Source organism: Polaribacter sp. (assembly GCF_965656025.1).
Classification (GTDB): domain Bacteria; phylum Bacteroidota; class Bacteroidia; order Flavobacteriales; family Flavobacteriaceae; genus Polaribacter.
In genome coordinates this window covers 12,254-31,686 of the sequence record NZ_CBFHJT010000009.1, presented here as the reverse complement: position 1 = coordinate 31,686, position 19,433 = coordinate 12,254, and the positions used below count along the sequence as shown (strand labels likewise).

The 19,433-nt window shown below is 29.7% G+C and carries 19 protein-coding genes and 1 pseudogene; 4 read left to right on the top strand and 16 right to left on the bottom strand.

The features are described 5' to 3' along the window. The 3 genes from lepA to ACTG3S_RS02895 all read right to left on the bottom strand — a co-directional run. Window positions 1-1,184 (bottom strand): translation elongation factor 4 (gene lepA / locus ACTG3S_RS02905; protein WP_439127875.1); only part of this gene is annotated, 1,184 nt, incomplete at its 3' end. A gap of 115 nt (window positions 1,185-1,299) precedes the next feature. Beyond that, the gene (locus ACTG3S_RS02900; protein ID WP_439127874.1) at window positions 1,300-1,575 is read right to left on the bottom strand and encodes an EF-hand domain-containing protein; all 276 of its coding nucleotides are present in this window, start codon (window positions 1,573-1,575) and stop codon (window positions 1,300-1,302) included. A gap of 43 nt (window positions 1,576-1,618) precedes the next feature. Beyond that, the gene (locus ACTG3S_RS02895) at window positions 1,619-2,716 is read right to left on the bottom strand and encodes a TolB family protein (RefSeq protein ID WP_439127873.1); all 1,098 of its coding nucleotides are present in this window, start codon (window positions 2,714-2,716) and stop codon (window positions 1,619-1,621) included. Window positions 2,717-2,761: 45 nt separating this feature from the next. Here ACTG3S_RS02895 and ACTG3S_RS02890 point away from each other — a divergent pair, with 45 nt between their 5' ends. The 3 genes from ACTG3S_RS02890 (at window position 2,762) to dusB (ending at window position 5,477) form a co-directional block, all read left to right on the top strand. After that, window positions 2,762-3,985: a M28 family peptidase gene (locus ACTG3S_RS02890; RefSeq protein ID WP_439127872.1), complete on the top strand. Its 1,224-nt coding sequence runs from the start codon at window positions 2,762-2,764 to the stop codon at window positions 3,983-3,985. Window positions 3,986-4,001: 16 nt separating this feature from the next. Next, entirely contained in the window at window positions 4,002-4,406 is a 405-nt protein-coding gene (locus tag ACTG3S_RS02885; RefSeq protein WP_439127871.1) for a DUF4345 domain-containing protein, read from the top strand. Between the two features lie 69 nt (window positions 4,407-4,475). Continuing rightward, a complete protein-coding gene (gene dusB, locus ACTG3S_RS02880; protein ID WP_439127870.1) occupies window positions 4,476-5,477 on the top strand; it encodes a tRNA dihydrouridine synthase DusB in 1,002 nt (333 codons plus the stop codon). Between the two features lie 17 nt (window positions 5,478-5,494). Here dusB and ACTG3S_RS02875 read toward each other — a convergent pair whose 3' ends face one another. After that, a complete protein-coding gene (locus tag ACTG3S_RS02875; RefSeq protein ID WP_439127869.1) occupies window positions 5,495-6,094 on the bottom strand; it encodes a hypothetical protein in 600 nt (199 codons plus the stop codon). A gap of 210 nt (window positions 6,095-6,304) precedes the next feature. On the opposite strand from ACTG3S_RS02875, the gene hpf reads away from it, so the two are divergent. Then, a complete protein-coding gene (gene hpf, locus ACTG3S_RS02870; RefSeq protein WP_439127868.1) occupies window positions 6,305-6,607 on the top strand; it encodes a ribosome hibernation-promoting factor, HPF/YfiA family in 303 nt (100 codons plus the stop codon). 52 nt (window positions 6,608-6,659) lie between these two features. On the opposite strand, the gene ACTG3S_RS02865 is transcribed toward hpf, so the two are convergent. The 12 genes and pseudogenes from ACTG3S_RS02865 to ACTG3S_RS02810 form a co-directional block, all read right to left on the bottom strand. Further along, on the bottom strand, window positions 6,660-7,865 hold the full coding sequence (locus tag ACTG3S_RS02865; protein ID WP_439127867.1) for an ABC transporter permease: 1,206 nt from the start codon (window positions 7,863-7,865) through the stop codon (window positions 6,660-6,662). 26 nt (window positions 7,866-7,891) lie between these two features. Further along, complete coding sequence (gene rbfA / locus ACTG3S_RS02860) at window positions 7,892-8,287, bottom strand: 30S ribosome-binding factor RbfA (RefSeq protein WP_439127866.1); 396 nt, start codon at window positions 8,285-8,287, stop codon at window positions 7,892-7,894. Window positions 8,288-8,307: 20 nt separating this feature from the next. Then, the gene (locus ACTG3S_RS02855; protein ID WP_439127865.1) at window positions 8,308-8,952 is read right to left on the bottom strand and encodes a response regulator transcription factor; all 645 of its coding nucleotides are present in this window, start codon (window positions 8,950-8,952) and stop codon (window positions 8,308-8,310) included. Then, window positions 8,949-9,698 carry a sensor histidine kinase gene (locus ACTG3S_RS02850; RefSeq protein ID WP_439127864.1) on the bottom strand — a complete coding sequence of 250 codons (750 nt, stop codon included), beginning with the start codon at window positions 9,696-9,698 and terminating at the stop codon, window positions 8,949-8,951. Before ACTG3S_RS02850 ends, ACTG3S_RS02855 begins: the two co-directional genes overlap by 4 nt. Then, complete coding sequence (locus ACTG3S_RS02845; protein ID WP_439127863.1) at window positions 9,677-10,327, bottom strand: hypothetical protein; 651 nt, start codon at window positions 10,325-10,327, stop codon at window positions 9,677-9,679. The genes ACTG3S_RS02850 and ACTG3S_RS02845 overlap by 22 nt, the downstream gene beginning before the upstream one ends. 1 nt (window position 10,328) lies before the next feature. Beyond that, complete coding sequence (locus ACTG3S_RS02840) at window positions 10,329-10,946, bottom strand: hypothetical protein (RefSeq protein WP_439127862.1); 618 nt, start codon at window positions 10,944-10,946, stop codon at window positions 10,329-10,331. Between the two features lie 334 nt (window positions 10,947-11,280). After that, complete coding sequence (locus ACTG3S_RS02835; protein WP_439127861.1) at window positions 11,281-11,574, bottom strand: F0F1 ATP synthase subunit epsilon; 294 nt, start codon at window positions 11,572-11,574, stop codon at window positions 11,281-11,283. A gap of 71 nt (window positions 11,575-11,645) precedes the next feature. Further along, window positions 11,646-13,157 (bottom strand): F0F1 ATP synthase subunit beta, encoded by a 1,512-nt coding sequence (atpD, locus tag ACTG3S_RS02830; RefSeq protein ID WP_439127860.1) that lies wholly within the window; start codon window positions 13,155-13,157, stop codon window positions 11,646-11,648. 174 nt (window positions 13,158-13,331) lie between these two features. Further along, window positions 13,332-14,693 carry an OmpA family protein gene (locus ACTG3S_RS02825; protein WP_439127859.1) on the bottom strand — a complete coding sequence of 454 codons (1,362 nt, stop codon included), beginning with the start codon at window positions 14,691-14,693 and terminating at the stop codon, window positions 13,332-13,334. A 115-nt stretch (window positions 14,694-14,808) separates the two neighbouring features. Beyond that, window positions 14,809-16,002 (bottom strand): glycine C-acetyltransferase, encoded by a 1,194-nt coding sequence (gene kbl / locus ACTG3S_RS02820; RefSeq protein ID WP_439127858.1) that lies wholly within the window; start codon window positions 16,000-16,002, stop codon window positions 14,809-14,811. Window positions 16,003-16,050: 48 nt separating this feature from the next. After that, window positions 16,051-19,194, bottom strand: coding sequence for a UvrD-helicase domain-containing protein (locus ACTG3S_RS02815; RefSeq protein WP_439127857.1), 3,144 nt, complete (start codon window positions 19,192-19,194; stop codon window positions 16,051-16,053). Between the two features lie 75 nt (window positions 19,195-19,269). Beyond that, window positions 19,270-19,433: pseudogene (locus ACTG3S_RS02810) on the bottom strand (ZIP family metal transporter); the annotation flags it as partial.

The window sequence follows — 19,433 nt, the reverse complement described above, 5'->3', positions numbered from 1 at the left end:
CTAGGTTCTGGTAAATCTGATGGGTTGTTTACCACAATGGCCTCTTCTGGATTTTTGTTAGTGTAGGCAAAGTAAGACACGTTGGGTACTGTTGTAATTACAGTCATGTTAAACTCTCGCTCTAAACGTTCTTGTATAATTTCCATGTGCAACATGCCTAAGAAGCCACATCTAAAACCAAAACCTAATGCTGCAGAACTTTCTGGTTGAAACACCAAAGAAGCATCATTTAATTGCAGTTTTTCCATAGAGTTACGCAATTCTTCGTAATCTTCTGTATCTACAGGATAAATACCTGCAAAAACCATGGGTTTTACGTCTTCAAAACCATCAATTAAATCTGAAGTCGGATTTACAAAATCTGTAATCGTATCTCCTACTTTTACTTCTTTTGCTGTTTTAATACCTGTAATTAAATAACCAACATCACCTGTTTTTATTTCTTTTTTAACAACTTGCTCTAATTTTAAAGTACCTACTTCATCAGCATTATACTCTTTGTTAGTTGCCATAAATTTTATTTGCTGATTCTTTTTTATAGAACCATCAATAACTCTAAAATAGGTTTCTATACCCCTGTAAGAGTTGTAAACAGAATCAAAAATTAAGGCTTTTAAAGGTGCATCTGGATTTCCTTTGGGTGCAGGAACTCTTTCTATAATTGCTTTTAAAATATTGTCTACTCCAAAACCAGTTTTACCACTGGCGTGAATTACTTCTTCTGGATTACAACCTAATAAATCTACAATATCATCAGTTACTTCTTCTGGATTTGCACTTGGTAAATCTACCTTGTTTAATACAGGAATAATTTCTAAATCGTTCTCTAAAGCTAAGTATAAGTTAGAAATGGTTTGTGCTTGTATACTTTGTGCAGCATCTACAATTAGCAACGCACCTTCACAAGCGGCTATAGATCTAGAAACTTCATAAGAAAAATCTACGTGACCTGGAGTATCAATTAAATTTAAAATATATTGTTCGCCTTCAAAAGTGTAATCCATTTGAATAGCATGCGATTTTATGGTAATACCACGTTCACGTTCCAAATCCATATTATCTAATAACTGATTTTGCTTTTCGCGCTCAGTTACAGAACCTGTATAATCTAACAATCTATCTGCCAAAGTACTCTTACCATGGTCTATGTGCGCGATTATACAAAAGTTTCTAATGTTTTTCATACTTCGTTTTCTAACTGCTTTTAGTCTGCAAAGATATGGTATTTACCACCCTTTACAAACAAAAAAAGTACAATGAAATTCATTGTACTTTTTATATATTATTTTTTCTAAAATCTTAAGAATCTCTTTCTAGTTCTGCAATAGCTACTTTAAATTCTTCCCAATTTATAGTATCATCTCTATTTTTATCATAGCCTTTTAATAACTCATTCGCCACAAAGCCAGAAATAAAACCATTTATTTCTGCTGCTCTTAACATTTTTTTAATTTCAGATTTGTTTAATCTTGCATCTTCATCTGAATCAAAAAAACGAAAAGCTTCTTCTGGCGAGTCGAATTGATTGGTAATTAAAATTCTAATTTTTCTTAAAATATCTACTTTTGCACTCATTTTGTTTATTTTTTGGTTGATGGCTTAAGTTAAGAATTTATTATTAATCTTGCCATTCTGCAATAAACAAATTCGTATCACGACCTCCACCATTGTTCCTGTTGGAAGAAAAAGCTAATCTTTTCCCATCATTTGAGAAAACAGGAAACGCATCAAATGTTTCTCCATGTGTAACTCTTTCTAAATTTTTACCATCAATATCTATTAAATATAAATTGAAAGGGAAACCTCTTTCTGCTTCAAAATTAGAAGAAAATAAAATCTTTTTTCCTGAAGGATGAAAAAACGGACTCCAATTTGCATTTCCTAAATCTGTTAATTGTCTTAAATCTGAACCATCTGCGTTGCAAATGTATAATTCCATTTCTGTAGGTTCTACCAACCCTTCTGCCAATAAATCTTTATAGGCTTTGATTTCTTCTTTTGTTTTTGGTCTTGATGATCTAAAGATAATTTTTGTGCCATCTGGAGAGAAAAATGCACCACCATCATAACCCAACTCATCTGTAATTTGTTTTACATCTGTACCATCAATATTCATAGTATACAACTCTAAATCGCCACTTCTAGTAGAAGTAAATACAATTTTATCGCCTTTCGGAGAAACTGTTGGTTCTGCATCATAGCCTTTTTCGTTGGTTAATTGTTTTACAATATTCCCTTCTAAATCTGCCACAAAAATGTCGAAACTATCATATACTGGCCAAATATATTTTCCGTTTTTACGAAGCGGAACTTCAGGACAATTCTCATCTACCAAATGTGTAGATGCATAAATAATATGTTTATTATCTGGTAAAAAATAAGCACAAGTTGTACGCCCTTTTCCAGTAGAAATCATTGGCGGCATTTTATCTTTAAAATTTTCATCTGCATTCATTAAAAACATTTGATCGCAACTAACATTCCAGTTTTTATAATTAGATTGAAACACTAGTTGTTTATCATCAAAACTCCAATATGCTTCTGCATTATCACCTCCAAAAGTTACTTGACGTAAGCTTTTAAAATGGGTTTCTTCTGGATAAATTAAAGGGTTTTTATTTACAACCTTTTCTGTAGTATTGGTTTCAGTTGGTTTTTTATCGTTTTTACAAGAAAGTAATAAAGAGGCTATTACTAATAAAGAAAGAATTCTCATTTTTTGTTTTTATTAATTAACTTTGCAAAAATAATATTTATCGTCATGAGAAACATTCTATTTCTAGTTTTTTTATCAATTTTATTTGCTTGTAAACCAAACATTAATCAAGAAGAACGCATCAAAGAAGATGTTACTTTTTTAGCATCTGATGCTTTAGAAGGCAGACAAACAGGAACTGAAGGCGAAAAAAAAGCTGCTAACTATATTTCTAATCGTTTTAAAGAATTAGGGTTGCAACCAAAAGGAACCTCAGAATTTTTACAAGCTTTTACATTTAAACCCAAAACCAATCCACATGACGAAGTTAAGTTTGATGTAAATGGAGATGGAACCATTACAGGAAATAATGTGTTAGGTTTTATAGATAATAAAGCAGAAAATACAGTAATTATTGGCGCACATTACGATCATTTAGGTTTTGGTGGCGAAGGTTCTTTATATAGAGATTCTATTAAAGCAGTGCACAATGGTGCAGATGATAATGCATCTGGTGTAGCAATTATGCTAAATTTAGCAGCAAAATTAAAAACGAAAAATAAAAGCAACAATTACTTATTTATGGCTTTTTCTGGTGAAGAAATGGGCTTATTAGGCTCTAATTATTTTGTAAAAAACCCAACAATAGACACTAAAAGAGTATCTTATATGATAAATATGGATATGGTGGGTCGATTAAAAAAAGACAGTACTTTGGCTGTTTACGGTACAGGAACTTCACCTATATTTAAACAGGTTTTAAAATCACATAACAATCATTTTAAATTAATTCAGCAAGAATCTGGTGTGGGCCCAAGTGACCATACTAGTTTTTATTTGGCAGATATACCTGTTTTACACTTTTTTACAGGGCAACATGAAGATTATCATAAACCTGGTGATGATGCTGAAAAACTGAATTATAATGGAATGCAAACCATTAGCAAATACATTTTTAATGTGATTACAGATTTAGATGATAATGGAAAACTTGCTTTTAGAAAAACAAAAAACGAAAGTGAAGAAACACCAAGGTTTAAAGTTGGTTTGGGTGTAATACCCGATTATTTATTTGATGGTGTGGGTATGAGAATTGATGGAATTTCTGAGGACAAACCTGCACAAAAAGCGGGTTTACAAAAAGGTGATATTGTGATACAATTAGGAGATAGCACTGTAACCAATATGATGAGTTATATGCGTGCATTGTCTGTTTTTGAAAAAGGTGATAAAACAAAAGCGATTGTAAAACGTGGAGATGAAGAAGTAGAAAAAGAAATAAACTTCTAAACTCTATCTTAAGGGAATGACTTATAAAACTAAAATGTTTAAAACCAAACAGGATTTTATTGCCAAAATACATTTAATAATTTCTGTTTGTATTGTAATTCCTGTTTCTTTTGTCTATGCTTTTAATCCTGGTTTTAAATTTAATATTCAATTACAAACCATAGACGAACATAATTTTTTTAAAGCCATTATGGGCTTATATATCGGTTTTTCTATGCTTTGGCTTTTAGGCATTTTTAAACAGCAATTTTTAAAAACTGCTATAGTTACCAATTTCGTTTTTATGTTGGGTCTTGGTTTCGGAAGGTTATTGAGTTTCTTCATAGATGGCACTCCAACTTTTGGTTACCAATTTGGTACTTTTGCAGAATTATTTCTAGGTTTTTACGGAGTTTGGGTATTAACAAGACTCAAAAAATAAGCAACTAAATACCTACAAGGTTTTTAAACCTTGCAGGAAAACGCTAATTTTGCAAAAAAATAATACGTTTTGGTAAAAATAGACAACATAGAATTACCTGATTTTCCATTGTTATTAGCTCCAATGGAAGATGTTTCTGATCCACCTTTTAGAGCCTTGTGCAAAGAAAATGGCGCAGATGTTGTGTATACCGAATTTATATCTTCTGAGGGGTTGATAAGAGATGCTGCCAAAAGTGTTATCAAACTAGACATTTACGAAAAAGAAAGACCTGTTGGCATTCAGATTTTTGGAGCCAATTTAGATTCGATGCTAAAAACTATTGAAATAGTTGAAAAATCGAATCCAGATATTATTGATATTAACTTTGGTTGTCCCGTAAAAAAAGTAGTTTCTAAAGGTGCTGGTGCTGGTATTTTAAAAGATATCGATTTAATGGTTTCGCTTACAGAAGCGATGGTAAAGCATACCAAATTACCCATTACTGTAAAAACCCGTTTGGGTTGGGACCATGATTCTATTAAAATTGTAGAAGTTGCAGAACGTTTGCAAGACGTGGGTTGTAAAGCCATTTCTATACATGGTAGAACACGTGCGCAAATGTATAAAGGTGATGCGGATTGGAAACCCATTGCAGCTGTAAAAAATAACCCAAGAATGCACATACCTGTTTTTGGTAATGGAGATGTTACTTCGCCAGAAAGAGCTATGGAAATGCGCGATAAATACGGTTTAGATGGGGCTATGATTGGTAGAGCCGCTATTGGTTATCCTTGGTTTTTTAATGAAGTAAAACACTTTTTTAAAACAGGAGAACATTTAGCAAAACCAACCATTGCAGAAAGAACAGCTGTTGCTAGAAGACATTTACAAATGGCTATTGATTGGAAAGGTGAGCATTTAGGCGTAGTAGAAACTAGAAGACATTATACCAACTATTTTAAGGGAATTCCGCATTTTAAAGAGTATCGATTAAAAATGGTAACTTCTGATGACCCCAAAGATGTTTTTAATGCTTTTGATGAAGTGGAAGCTAAATTTGGAAATGCTACCATACCTGAAATTGGGTAGATTTTTTTTTTAAAATATTACGTTTTTTTAGCTCTAAATGATTTTAATATTTTAAGTGCTTCTGGCAAATATTTTTCATAGTATTTATATTCACTAGTAAAATTTAGCTTGTAAATTTTATTATTCTCAATTGTAAAATAATTTAAAGATTTAATTTTTAGATTATTAATATAATAAAACTCTTTATAAATTATAATATTCTTATTTTGTTTTAACTCTATTATTTCTGATGTATAACCATTAGTTCCTTTTTTTATATTGCTATTAATTATAAATTCTTTTAAATTTCTAAATTTAATAGGCTTATAATTTTTTATAAAATTATCATTTACAGTAAAAATATTCGGGATAGATATTGAATCAATTTTTAATTTTTTATATGAGATTCTTATTCTACAAAATATACCTTTAGGAATATTATCTGGTTCATAAACCATCAAATGATGTCGTTCTAAATAAGGAAACCAGTTTTTTAGTAACTGAATTTCATAATTTTCTTCGTAAGCTTTTTGTTGCTCTTTTGTGAGTTCTGTATATAATTTTGGTCCATTATTTATATCTTTTATGGATACACATCCAATTAAAACTATAAAACCAATTAATAAGATATTTTTCATTTTTCTGTAAATTTTTTAAAAAATGTAGTGAAAGCAGTTTAGTGGCAATATAAAGCAATTAAATAATTTTTAAAAAACTCTTTTGGATTTATTGAATCGTAGATGGTTCAACCAAAAAAATCTTGATTTTTTCTTAAAGATTGATATTTATCATTTTTAGAGGCTCTAATTATTACTACTTTTAAATATATAATTAAAAAATCGAGAATTATGAAAGTAGCTATCCAATTTGTAAACATACCCACCAGTGAAGCTTTAGAGACTTACACCCATGGAAAACTGGAAAATTTAGTAAAAAAATATGATGATATTATAAATGTGAATGTCTTTTTTAAGAGAGAAAATTCACCAAAAAAATTAGGCAGAATTTGTGAAATGGAATTAAGTCTCGCTGGTCCAAGAATTTTTGCTTCTTCCAACGAAAAAAATTACGAGCTTGCTGTAAAACATACGATTAGCGATCTAGAAAAACAATTGAAAAAAAGAAAAGGAGTTTTAAAACCTTACATATAGTAAGTGTAGTTGATATATCAATTCTGTATTAAAATTTTATACAGAATTGGTATTACTTTTCTACAAAACTTTTCGAAATTCTACTACTGGCAATTTTTGCGGCAATAAAACCTAATAAAGTAATTGTAAAAAACACAATTAAAAAGTTGGTAAATCTTAACTCTACAGGATAAGCTAAATTGGGTACAATCATAAACAAACTAAATTTTTGTTGTAAAAGTACCAAAGCTATCCCTAAAAATAAACCTACACACATACCTATAAAAGTTAATAGAAATCCTTGAAATACAAATATTTTTTTAATTTCTTTTATGGTTGTACCTAAACTATAAAGTGTTTTTAAATTTTGCTTTTTATCAATAATCATCATAATAATAGCACCAATTACATTAAACAATGCAATGATAATAATAAGGGTAAATATAAGATACGAAACAAAATTTTCTGTATTAATTACCTTGTAAAATACTTCATTTAATTGAGCTTTGGTTTGCACTTTATAAGTATCCCCTAAGTCTGTGGATAATTGTTCTGCAACCTGATCTGCTTTGGTGATATCTTTCAATTTTAATTCTACAGCTGTAACTTGATTATTTTTAAAACGAAGCAAATTCTTGGCTTGCTCTAAAGAAGTAAAAACAAATTTACCTTCAAAATCTTCTGTACCAGAATAAATACCTACAATTTGTACTTCAATTTTATAAAACGGATTTCTAGGATTTATAAAACCTTTACCCGGTTTTGGTATCATTATTTTTAAAGGCTCACCATAATTAAGTGTTCCTAAAGAGAGTTTGTTAGAAATGCCTCTGCCAATAACTGCTGTATTGCTAAAATCTTGCTGTAACCAGGTTCCTGCATAAAGCGCAGCATCTAATTTAGAAATTTGTGTGTAATTATCTTCAACACCTTTTATGTAAGCTATTTCAGTTTTTTCTTTGTATTCTAAAAAAACACGTTCCTCTATTACCTTTGTGGTTTCTTTTATAGAGGTATTGTTTAGAAGTTTCTCAGAAATAGCATCCGTAATAAAAAAAGATTTTCCTTTTTGTGATGTAATTTTGATATCTGGGTCTGAAACATCTAACAAATTATAGCTAAAAGTTCTTAAACCAGAAAAGCCAGATAAAATAATAAACAAAGCTAAAGAACCTACAATTACGCCAAAAGAAGCAATAATTGTGATAATGTTTATGGCATTATTGCTAGTTTTAGAAAACAAGTATCTTTTAGCAATGTAAAAGGGAAAACTCTTCATATTGTTTTCTTTAGATACTTATAAAACTATCTTTTTTGACGTTTTGGTAATACCTCTGGATTTTTAATAGGGTCTGCGTCTTTACCTTTTAAAGATTGATCTATTTCTTCTATGTAGTCTAAAGTATCGTCACCAAAAAACAACAATTCTGGCATTCTACGCAATTGGTTTTTGGTTCTTTTTGCCATTTCATGACGAATTAAAGGTGTATTAGATTGCACTCCGTTGATAATTTCGTCTCTTTTTTCTGATGGAAAAATACTTAAATATACTTTTGCAACTCCTAAATCTGAAGTTACGTGTACTTTAGAAACAGAGATAATTACTCCTTTCATTCCATCTTGTGCTGCTTTTTGCAATACATCTACCAAATCTTTTTGTAAAACTCCTGCAATTTTACGCTGTCTGTTTGTTTCTTCCATAGCGCAAATTTACAATATTTTTATGGAGTATATATCTTATTTTTTATAGCATACATAACCAAACCAACTCTATTTTTTACGTTTAATTTGGTAAATAAAACATCTCTATAACCATCTATGGTTTTTGGGCTTAAACACATTTTATCTGCAATTTCTTTATAGGTCAATTCAGAACAAGCATGTTTCATAAAAGTAATTTCTCTTTCTTTAAAAGTAATCTCTTCATTTCCATTTCCAGAAAGAGATTTCATTAATAAATTAGTTACAGTTTTTGTATGATAAAAACCGTTTTCTACAATTTCTAATAAGGCTTTTTCCAATACTGATTTTTCTGTATCTTTTAATAAATAACCTACAGCACCTACTTTTAACATTTTTAAAATGGTCGCATCTTCATCTTCTACAGAAAGTGCCATTACGTTTACATTTTCATGATTATTTGTTATCCATTCTGTGGTTTCTATACCATTTAAAATGGGCATATTAATATCCATTAAAACCACATCTGGTATGTGTTTAGGTGATATAGAAAATTTATCTACCAATTCTTGTCCGTTTTTACAAGTATAGAGTACTTTAAACTTGCTAAAACTTTCTACCATAGCTGCAATTGCTTGCGATAGTAAAGTATGATCGTCTACAACTACCACTGAATATTTTATCATAATGTATAAATTATTTTTAGAGAAGTCCCCTTATTTTTTTCTGATGTAAAAAAGGCTTCTGCACCAATTAACTTAGCCCTGTTTTTTATATTTTCTAAGCCAATTCCTTTAGAAACAAGTTCAGATGAAAACCCAATACCATTATCTTGCGCCTCAATTACCAAACTATTAGAATTAAAATCTAAGTTTACATTTAAGTTAGTTGCTTTAGAATGTTTGATGGTGTTAGAAAAAAATTCTTGTAATATTCTAAAAATTATAATACTTGCTTTTTTATTGATACTAAATTCTTGTCCACCTATTTTTAGGCTAGATTTTATAAAGTTCAACCTATTAAAGCGCTCTATTTCTAATTGAATTGCTTCTATTAAATTTATATTTTTGATTGCCTCTGGATTGATTAACTTAGATAATGCTCTAACCTCTGTTAAACCTTTTGTAATGGTTTCAGAAACTTCGTTGATGTTTTCTAGAGATGCATTTTGTAGTTGAATTTTTGCCAATGTTAGCAACTGCCCGATATTGTCATGCAACTCCCAACTAATATTTCTAAGGGTTTCTTCTCTAATTTCTATTTGTGTTTCAGCAATTTCTCGCTCAAATCGTTTTTTATCTTCTGCTTTTTGCAATAATAAAAAATTTTTCCTTTTTTGATAAAAACCAAATAATAAGATAATAAAAATTACAAATGCAACAATGATTACAGTTGTTACTAGAAGTACAATTACTCTTTCTTCTGACTCCATAATACTCCAAAAATAAAAATACTATACATACACAATGCTAAAAATGGATTAATGTTTAAAATAAAAAGGTGATCCGCTCTTTTTAAATGAGTTATGGCATTTAAAGTTAATGTAGCTGGTATTCCTCCTAAATAGTAAACCAGTAAACCAACACAAATCCAAAAAGACAACGATTTTTTAAAGTTTAAAATTCTATCAGAATTTATAAAATCTTTAAAAAATATAAATACTGCAATAGTAATTATAAAACTACCTGAAACTGAGGAAATACTATTATAAGTTGAAAAATAATTCCCTTTAAATAAATAATAGAAGCTAGTTATAAAATAAACTAGATTAAAAATAATAATTAAATAATTGACTATTTTTCTACTAGATTTAACTGATAAGATTTCTTTTATAAAGAGCAACAAAAGGTTAAACTCTAAAAATGTAAGTACATTATAAACTTTTAAACTATTTCCATTCAGAAGCTCTTCAAAAGAAATTATAAAGAGTTCAAATGAAAGCATTGAGAATAAATAAGCCACAAAATATTTTAAATCGATATCAAATTTTTTGAGCAAAAAATTGTAAGCATAAATTACAATTGCAATAAAATATAATGTAAAAAGACTATTTAAAATCATATTATAAAGGTGGAAAAGGTCTCATTTTATTAGCTCCAGAACTTTCTAAATCATCTTGCATTGAATTTAAAAAAGGCATAAACGAAGCTCTTTGCACTTGTTTTGTTTCTTCACTACTATATTTATTTAAAAATTCTGTAAATTTAATGGGTTGTCTATTTTTTGAATATAAAGGTTCAAATGCAACATCATTTATGCCACCTATAGTTGCTGTTGGCATAAAAATTAAAGTATGTCTTCCTCTTAATGCTTTATTTGAATGCTCTTTTGGGTAAGCAGCAGAAAAAATTCTCAATCCTGTTAATTTTATATCTTTTTCTTTAGAAATTCTTTCTAAATAAGCTATATATTGTTTTAGCTGATCCAACTCATAGAAATGAGAAATACTTTCAACTCCATCATTTTCATCTCCTGTTAATTCTAGTCTATATTTATCTAACACTTTTTTCTGACCAACATCATATTGATGAAACATGCTTGCCATTTCTTTATAAGTAATAGCATTTTCTGGTCTAGAGTCGTTAACATTATGGTCTTTATGTTCGCACTTTGTATTACATGAACTAAAAAGTATAATTGAAAGTAAAAATAATACAGAAAATTTTGTTGTTGGTTTCATAAAATTGAATTAGTTAATAAATTACAAAGTACAATAAATATATTTTCTATAACATATTAAAAGATCAAAAAGCATATATGTGTTTGTTTTACAGTTATTTATATAATTTAAAAATATCTACAAAAGGGGGTTTTTCCTGAAGAATTAAAGTGTTTTTTACTGGAGATTTATATTTAAAAAAATAAGATTTTTGATGTATGAATTAATTAGTTTAGTTATTCTTAGGGAAAATTGCTAACAACACTTTCTTTGGTAAAGTGTTTTTCTTGAAACTAAAAAAACCTCAAAACAATTTGTTTTGAGGTTTTTTAGATATGTAATGTTTAGCTATTAATTAGTCTGCTAATATAATGGCTTTATTATCATTTAGTTCTAAAGTTCCAGAATTTATAGCTAAAGTTAAAATTTTATCATCATCTGCCTTTGCTACTAATTGCCCAGGTAAATCTTCTAAAACTAATTTCTCTTGGTTGTGAACATGTATATAAACAACGCCTTCTTTTAGTATAGAAACTATTGGTGCGTGATTATTTAATATTTGAAACTCGCCATTTATACCAGGAGCAGAAAAAGAATCAACTTCTGACGAAAATAATATAGCTTCTGGTGTAACTATTTCTAAAAACATATTTTTTTAGTTTTTAGTTGTTTGTTATTAATTGTTAGTAAAAACTACCAATTGCAAACTGCCAACTTATTTTACGCTTCTGCTAACATTTTCTCTCCGGCATCAATTGCATCTTGAATTGATCCTCTTAAGTTAAATGCTGCTTCCGGGTATTTATCTAATTCACCATCCATAATCATATTAAAGCCTTTAATTGTATCTTTAATATCAACTAAAACACCAGGTATACCTGTAAATTGCTCTGCTACGTGGAATGGTTGAGATAAGAAACGTTGTACACGTCTTGCTCTATGAACTACTAATTTATCTTCTTCAGATAATTCTTCCATACCTAAAATTGCAATAATGTCTTGTAATTCTTTATAACGTTGTAAAATTTCTTTTACTCTTTGCGCACAATTATAATGCTCATCACCTAAAATATCTGCAGTTAAAATTCTTGAAGTAGAGTCTAAAGGATCTACTGCAGGATAAATACCTAACTCAGCAATTTTACGAGATAATACTGTTGTAGCATCTAAGTGAGCAAAAGTTGTTGCTGGTGCTGGATCTGTTAAATCATCTGCAGGTACGTAAACCGCTTGTACAGATGTAATAGAACCTTTTTTAGTAGATGTAATACGTTCTTGCATTGCACCCATTTCTGTTGCTAATGTTGGTTGATAACCTACTGCAGAAGGCATACGACCTAATAAGGCAGATACCTCAGAACCTGCTTGTGTAAATCTAAAGATATTATCTACGAAAAACAACACATCTTTTCCTTGACCGTCCCCAGCTCCATCTCTAAAATATTCTGCAATTGTTAAACCAGATAATGCAACTCTTGCACGTGCTCCAGGTGGTTCGTTCATTTGACCAAAAACAAATGTTGCTTTAGAGTCTTTCATACCAGGTTTGTCTACTTTAGACAAATCCCATCCACCTTCTTCCATAGAATGCATAAAGTCATCACCATATTTTATAATACCAGACTCTAACATTTCACGAAGTAAATCATTTCCTTCACGAGTTCTTTCTCCAACACCTGCAAACACAGATAAACCTCCATGTCCTTTTGCAATGTTGTTAATTAATTCTTGTATCAATACAGTTTTACCTACTCCAGCTCCACCAAATAAACCAATTTTACCACCTTTTGCATAAGGCTCAATTAAATCGATTACCTTAATTCCTGTAAATAAAACTTCTGTAGAAACAGATAAATCTTCAAATTTTGGCGCAGATCTATGAATTGGTAAACCATCTTCACCATTTTTACTCAAGTTTCCTAAACCATCAATTGCATCTCCTGTTACATTAAATAAACGACCATAGATATCGTTTCCAATTGGCATTTGAATTGGGCTACCAGTAGCAATTACTTCTGCTCCTCTACTAAGACCATCAGTAGCATCCATAGAAATGGTTCTTACTGTATCTTCTCCAATATGTTGTTGTACTTCTAGTACTAGTGTAGAGCCATCAGCTTTTTTAATTTCTAATGAATCGTAGATTTTAGGAAGTTCAGTATTTTCTGTATTGAATTCAACATCAATTACTGGCCCAATAATTTGAGAAACTTTTCCTGTTGTTGTAGACATCTGTATCTAATTAAAATTATTATTAATCTTTTGAGATTGAGCATCTCATTTTCAGGTTGCAAAGGTAATTCTTTTGATTGAATTTAAAAAAGTTTTTTACACATAAACTGAAATATAAATTCATAAAAAAACCTCACCAAATTGGTGAGGTTTTTATTTAATATTTAGTAAGAATTATTTCTTGTTAGTTACTTTAACAACAACTCTTCTATTTTGAGCTCTACCAGCTCTTGTTTTATTACTTGCAACTGGCTCTCCTTCTCCATAACCAATAGCCTCTAATCTTGTTGTATCAACACCTTGCTTTACCAAGTAGTCTCTTACAGCAATTGCTCTTTTTTCTGAGATTCTTAAATTTAATGATGCAGAACCTGAACTATCTGTATGACCTTCTATTACGAAAGTTGCATTAGGATTATTGTTCATTACTTTTACCATTTCATTTAATTTAGAAGTAACACCTGCTTTGAAAGAAGTTTTACCTACGTTAAATAAAATTGCTTTAGCATACTCTTTTAAAGAAGATTCAGCTTCCTTAGTAATAACTTGTGCAGGACATCCATTGTTAGATGCAACACCAGCTTCATTAGGACACTTATCATCTTTATCTAATACACCATCACCGTCAGTATCTGGCCAAGGGCATCCACCATTTGCAACAGGACCTACTTTGTTAGGACACTTATCATTTTTGTTGATTACTCCATCTCCATCAGAATCTGGACAACCATTATTTGCTTTTGTTCCTTTTTCATTAGGACACATATCATCTTTATCTGCAACACCATCACCATCTGCATCAGGACAACCATTCATAGCTGCTAAACCTGCTACGTTAGGACAAGCATCATCAGAATCTTTGATTCCATCGCCATCAGCATCAGGACAACCATTGAATTCTTTTAAACCAGCAACTTCTGGACAAGCATCGTCTTTATCATATACTCCGTCACCATCAGTATCCTTTCCTCCAAATTTAATAACTAAACCTAAAGTTGTTTGGTAGTGAGATCTTACTTTATCAGAAAAACCTTTTTTTGTACCTGTTTGAAAATTCAAACCTAAGTTATCATTAAACCAAGTATTGAAACCAACACCTACGTTTAACATTCCTTCACCCATATCATCAACAGAAGTGTAACCACCACCTAAATATACATAAGGATCAAACCATGCAGTATCTCCAACTAAGTTGTTTAAATCATATTTTACGATTGCATCTAAAGCCCAGTAAAGAAAGTCTGAATCATTTTCTACATCAAGAGTTTGAATTTTATTTAAAGATCCTGCAACTTGTAAAGAAAAACCTTTATCTAAGTATTTTTCTGCAGATATTCTAGAAATAGAAGGCAATACATTCCAATCCGTGTTACCTAGTAAATCTTTTACTTGGTCAGTAAAATTGTCAGTATTGTAAAAATCTACATTGTTAAGTCCAAATCCTACAGCCCAAGGGTTGTTTTCATCTTGTGCATTTACGTTGCTAACTGTTACCAACGCAAATAAAGCTATCACAGCTAATTTTAATCGTTTCATTATCAAATTTTTAAATTAAAAGTTCGTTATTTTAATCGCAAAAGTAAGTTCTTAAAACTTATCTACAAAGACAAATCTACAAAAACTTAAAAAAAAACACAACTTTTTACAATAGTTATATAATTTTTAATTCTTTTCCTACTTTTTTAAACGCCTGTATCGCTTTGTCTAAATGTTCTTTGTTATGAGCAGCGGAAAGTTGTACTCGTATTCTCGCTTTTTCTTTAGGAACAACAGGAAAAAAGAATCCTATTACATAAATACCTTCTTCTAAAAGCTTGTTTGCCATAATTTGAGAAAGTTTTGCATCATATAGCATAACTGGTACGATTGCAGCATCTGCACCTACTAAATCAAAGCCTGCTTTTTCCATTTCTGTTCTAAAGTAATTGGTGTTCCACTCTAATTTATCTCTTAATGATGTATCATTTGAAATTAAATCAAAAACTTTTAAAGAGGCTCCCACAATTGCAGGTGCTAAAGAGTTAGAAAACAAATAAGGTCTCGAACGTTGACGCAAAATTTCTATAATTTCTTTTTTACCAGTTGTATAGCCTCCCATAGCTCCTCCTAATGCTTTACCTAAAGTACCTGTCACAATATCAACTCTGTCCATTACATTTTTCAACTCTACAGTTCCACGACCTGTTTTACCGATAAAACCTGTTGCATGGCATTCATCTACCATAACCAAAGCATCGTATTTATCTGCTAAATCGCAAATTTCATCTAATTTCGCAACAATACCATCCATAGAGAAAACCCCATCTGTAACAATAATTTTAAATCTATGATTTTGTTTGTTAGCTTCAATTAACTGTTCTTCTAAAGAAGCCATATCATTATTATTATAACGATATCTTGCAGATTTACATAAACGAACACCATCAATTATTGAAGCATGATTTAAACTATCTGAAATGATAGCGTCTTCTTTTGTTAAAAGTGGCTCAAAAACACCACCATTAGCATCAAAACAAGCCGCGTACAAAATGGTATCTTCTGTAGTGTAAAAATCTGCAATTTTTTGTTCTAATTGTTTATGGATATCTTGTGTACCACAAATAAAACGAACAGAAGACATACCAAAACCATGAGAGTCTAATGTGTCTTTTGCTGCTTGTATAACTTCTGGATGGTTAGATAAACCTAAATAGTTGTTGGCACAAAAATTAATAACCTCTTCTCCTGTAGATATTTTAATGACTGCATCTTGAGATGATGTAATAATTCTTTCTGATTTATATAATCCTGCTTCTTCGATTTCTTGAAGCTCTTTTTTTAAGGTATCTTTAATTTTTCCGTACATTTTTTATCAATTTAAGAAATACAAAGTTACAAAGTTTATTTTCTTTAATTAAACCTCAACAACATCAATTTTATCATTCAAATAAATTAAGATTTTTTTTGATACTTCAAAATCCATCGATTTTAGTATTCTTTCATATTTTAATAATTGTTGATGGTGGTCTTTTGATGGATTACCTGTCTTATAATCTATAATTACTACGTTATTTATATTAAAAACCAACCTATCTGGAATTATAATTTGATTGTCTATATCTACAATTTCTCTCTCATTAAAGACAGTTAGATTATTAGCATAATAATTTTCTAGTTTTGGATGATTTACCAAACCAGTGATTAATCTGTTTAAGAAAGTAAATTGATGATCATTTATAAAACCTTGCTGATGGTATTGTGACAAAACAATATCAATGTTTGATTTTGTATAAATTTTTGATAAAATTTCATGGAATAAATTTCCAAAATCGATGGCTTTTCCTTGAGTTGTATTCCATAATTTAGAGGCACTTGCTAGTAAAACAATGTTGTGCTCTTGCCAAGGATTGGATATGAATTTTTGATGTATTTCTGTAGCAGAAGAACCTTTTTCCTTTTTTTTAGTTCTTTTTGCATCACCAAAAGAATAATCTAAACGATTTTCTTGCCAAAGATTTTTCTCTTTTAAATAATTGATAAAAATACCCGAATAATGATTTAAATTCTCTGCACCTTTTGATGAAATTTTCTTTTCTGTAATAATATACAACTGTTCTACAGATCTTGTTAAAGCAACATACAATAAATTAAAATTATCTAATTCTAACTCCTCTCTTCGAAGATTAAAAAGCTCTAAACCTCTATCGTTTATGAATGAAATATCTTTTTTAAAATCTATTAAAAGTTCTTTAAAATTATAATCTTCTGGCAAACTATTGAACCAAACTTTTGGATTGATTTGGTTATAAATATCAACATCGCAAGGAAAAATTACAACAGGAAACTCTAAACCCTTAGATTTATGAATGGTCATAATTTGAACAGCATCTGAATTTTCTGAAGCAACAATACTTAATTTATCTTTTTTAAGATCCCAAAATTCTAAAAACTGACCAATATCTGTTGCTTTTCTTTGCTGTTCTAAAACCACATCTAAAAAAAATTGCACATAAGCATTTGAAGAAGCTATTAAGTGAAAGCCTCTAATAATTTCCTCTATTTTTTCGTAAAATGGTATTTGTTGAAAATTCTTAAAATTAAACGATACTCCAAATTTGCTTAAGTTTTCGAATATCTGGGTATTAGAAAGTTTTGCGTACGTATTAAAAAAGTCATTTTTTGATGCCGTTATTTTTAAATGTTTGTGTAAAAAATACAGAGCTTCAAACCTTTTCTCTTGATTGTTTGCATTTTGTATAATTTCTAAAATATTAATGATAAACTTAATAGTAGCATTGTTATTAAGCAGCAATGTTTCTGACGAAACAATAGAAACACCATTTTCTGAAAGATAATCTGCAACTGCAATACCATCTTTTTTTGTTCTTGTTAAAACACAAATTTCATTTAAGTAAAAATCATCTTTTAATGCTTGTATTTGTTCGAATACTTTTCTAGGATATTTCAGTTTTTCACGCTCTTTATCATCTTCCTTATCTAAAAAAGACAACGATACATAACCGCCTTTTTTAGCATTTTCTAATTGTGTATTTCCTTCTAAGAAAAGGTTTTTATAAGAGGTATTTTGAATGAAATTTGCTGTGTGCTGAAAAAATGAATTGTTAAAATTGATAATTTCTGAAAAACTCCTAAAATTCGTTTCTAAATTTTTTTGTTGTTTAGGTACTTGAAACGGATTTTTTTCTCCAGAACCCAACTCAATAAACTGTGCTGCTTTACCACCTCGCCATCTGTAAATTGCCTGTTTACCATCGCCAACCAATAGTAATTTGCTGTTTTCTTGCGCCAAGGCATTGTCTATTAACGGAATCAAATTTTGCCATTGCAACACAGAAGTATCTTGCATTTCATCAACAAAATAATACTGAAAACGCTGCCCAATTCTTTCGTAAATAAATGGTGCTGGTTGGTCTTTTATATTATCTGAGATTAATTGATTAAATTCTGCATTTAATCGAATATTATTATCTTCTTTTATGGAATTTAACTCGGTATTTATGTTATTTAAAACAGCTAAAGGTATAATGCTTTTTAAGGTGATTTTATTTAGCAAATAGTTAGAAAATGTGGCATTGTATAAATCTTTAGATTTGTAATAATACTCTTTAAGATTTTCTGAAACACTGTCTATAACATCTTTAATCTGTGCATCTGTTTTAGCTGCATATAGATTTTTAGATGCTACTATGGTTTTGTCTAAACGACCATCAAATTTTAGATCATCACTTTTTAAAAATTTTAATTTGCCTAGTTTTATAAAGTGTTTGGGGTATTCGCCAGAATAACTAAAATCTGAAATTTCAATACCATTATCTGCAATAAACTTTAAAACTTCGTCTGACAAAGCTTTATATGCTTGTTCAATTTTAGCATTCGCTTCTTGCAATTTCTTTTTTAAATTAAAAAAATCATCTAATTGTTTATCTGCTAATTCTCTAAAATGTTTTACATCGTCTTCATTTAGTAAAATTCTTGCAAAATCATTTAAATCCTTCGAAATATCCCAAGATTTGTCATCATCAATTTTATCTAAGGAATAATCTATTAATAAATTGGTTAATTTTTTATCTGTACCTATTTTAGAAAGCAGCATATCTACAGCTTCATTTAATAGAGAAACTGCATCCATTTCTACTTCAAAATTTAGAGGCAAGCCTAAATCATACGCAAAGTTTTTTATAATTTTATGGGTAAAACTATCTATTGTTGTAATAGAAAAGGCAGCGTAATTTTGTAAGATAGCATCTAATATTTTTTTACTTCGTGCTTCTACAGTTGTTTTATCTAAAGTAGTTTCTTCTAGTATTTTTGCATAAATATCTGTCGTATTTCCCTTAGAAATTTCTTCTAAATTAAATAAAACTCGCTCTTTCATTTCACCAGCTGCTTTGTTGGTAAACGTAATTGCCAATACTTTTTGAAAAGCGAAAATATCTTCTGTTGTTAGTAATACTTTTAAATACTCTTTTACCAGTGTAAATGTTTTACCACTTCCGGCAGAAGCATTGTAAACCTGAAAAGTTGATTGTTTTTGCACAGAATTATTTTTACTGCAAAATACAAAAAGCCAAACAGTTTTTGTTTGGCTTTCTAATTATATTTTTATTGGATTCTATCCCAACCCAACATCTAAACTCATCATCACAATAAAACCACCAATAAAACCAAGTGTGGCAATGTCTGTGTATTTATCTCTTTGGGTTTCTGGTATTACTTCTTCTACCACTACAAAAATCATTGCACCAGCTGCAAACGCTAATGCATAAGGTAAAATCG

Bases quoted from the DNA above. Each gene is read 5' to 3' on its own strand.
- ACTG3S_RS02900 (WP_439127874.1), bottom strand. From the start codon at position 1,575: ATGAGTGCAAAAGTAGATATTTTAAGAAAAATTAGAATTTTAATTACC.
- ACTG3S_RS02895 (WP_439127873.1), bottom strand. From the start codon at position 2,716: ATGAGAATTCTTTCTTTATTAGTAATAGCCTCTTTATTACTTTCTTGT.
- ACTG3S_RS02890 (WP_439127872.1), top strand. From the start codon at position 2,762: ATGAGAAACATTCTATTTCTAGTTTTTTTATCAATTTTATTTGCTTGT.
- ACTG3S_RS02885 (WP_439127871.1), top strand. From the start codon at position 4,002: ATGACTTATAAAACTAAAATGTTTAAAACCAAACAGGATTTTATTGCC.
- ACTG3S_RS02875 (WP_439127869.1), bottom strand. From the start codon at position 6,094: ATGAAAAATATCTTATTAATTGGTTTTATAGTTTTAATTGGATGTGTA.
- hpf (WP_439127868.1), top strand. From the start codon at position 6,305: ATGAAAGTAGCTATCCAATTTGTAAACATACCCACCAGTGAAGCTTTA.
- ACTG3S_RS02865 (WP_439127867.1), bottom strand. From the start codon at position 7,865: ATGAAGAGTTTTCCCTTTTACATTGCTAAAAGATACTTGTTTTCTAAA.
- rbfA (WP_439127866.1), bottom strand. From the start codon at position 8,287: ATGGAAGAAACAAACAGACAGCGTAAAATTGCAGGAGTTTTACAAAAA.
- ACTG3S_RS02855 (WP_439127865.1), bottom strand. From the start codon at position 8,952: ATGATAAAATATTCAGTGGTAGTTGTAGACGATCATACTTTACTATCG.
- ACTG3S_RS02850 (WP_439127864.1), bottom strand. From the start codon at position 9,698: ATGGAGTCAGAAGAAAGAGTAATTGTACTTCTAGTAACAACTGTAATC.
- ACTG3S_RS02845 (WP_439127863.1), bottom strand. From the start codon at position 10,327: ATGATTTTAAATAGTCTTTTTACATTATATTTTATTGCAATTGTAATT.
- ACTG3S_RS02840 (WP_439127862.1), bottom strand. From the start codon at position 10,946: ATGAAACCAACAACAAAATTTTCTGTATTATTTTTACTTTCAATTATA.
- ACTG3S_RS02835 (WP_439127861.1), bottom strand. From the start codon at position 11,574: ATGTTTTTAGAAATAGTTACACCAGAAGCTATATTATTTTCGTCAGAA.
- atpD (WP_439127860.1), bottom strand. From the start codon at position 13,157: ATGTCTACAACAACAGGAAAAGTTTCTCAAATTATTGGGCCAGTAATT.
- ACTG3S_RS02825 (WP_439127859.1), bottom strand. From the start codon at position 14,693: ATGAAACGATTAAAATTAGCTGTGATAGCTTTATTTGCGTTGGTAACA.
- kbl (WP_439127858.1), bottom strand. From the start codon at position 16,002: ATGTACGGAAAAATTAAAGATACCTTAAAAAAAGAGCTTCAAGAAATC.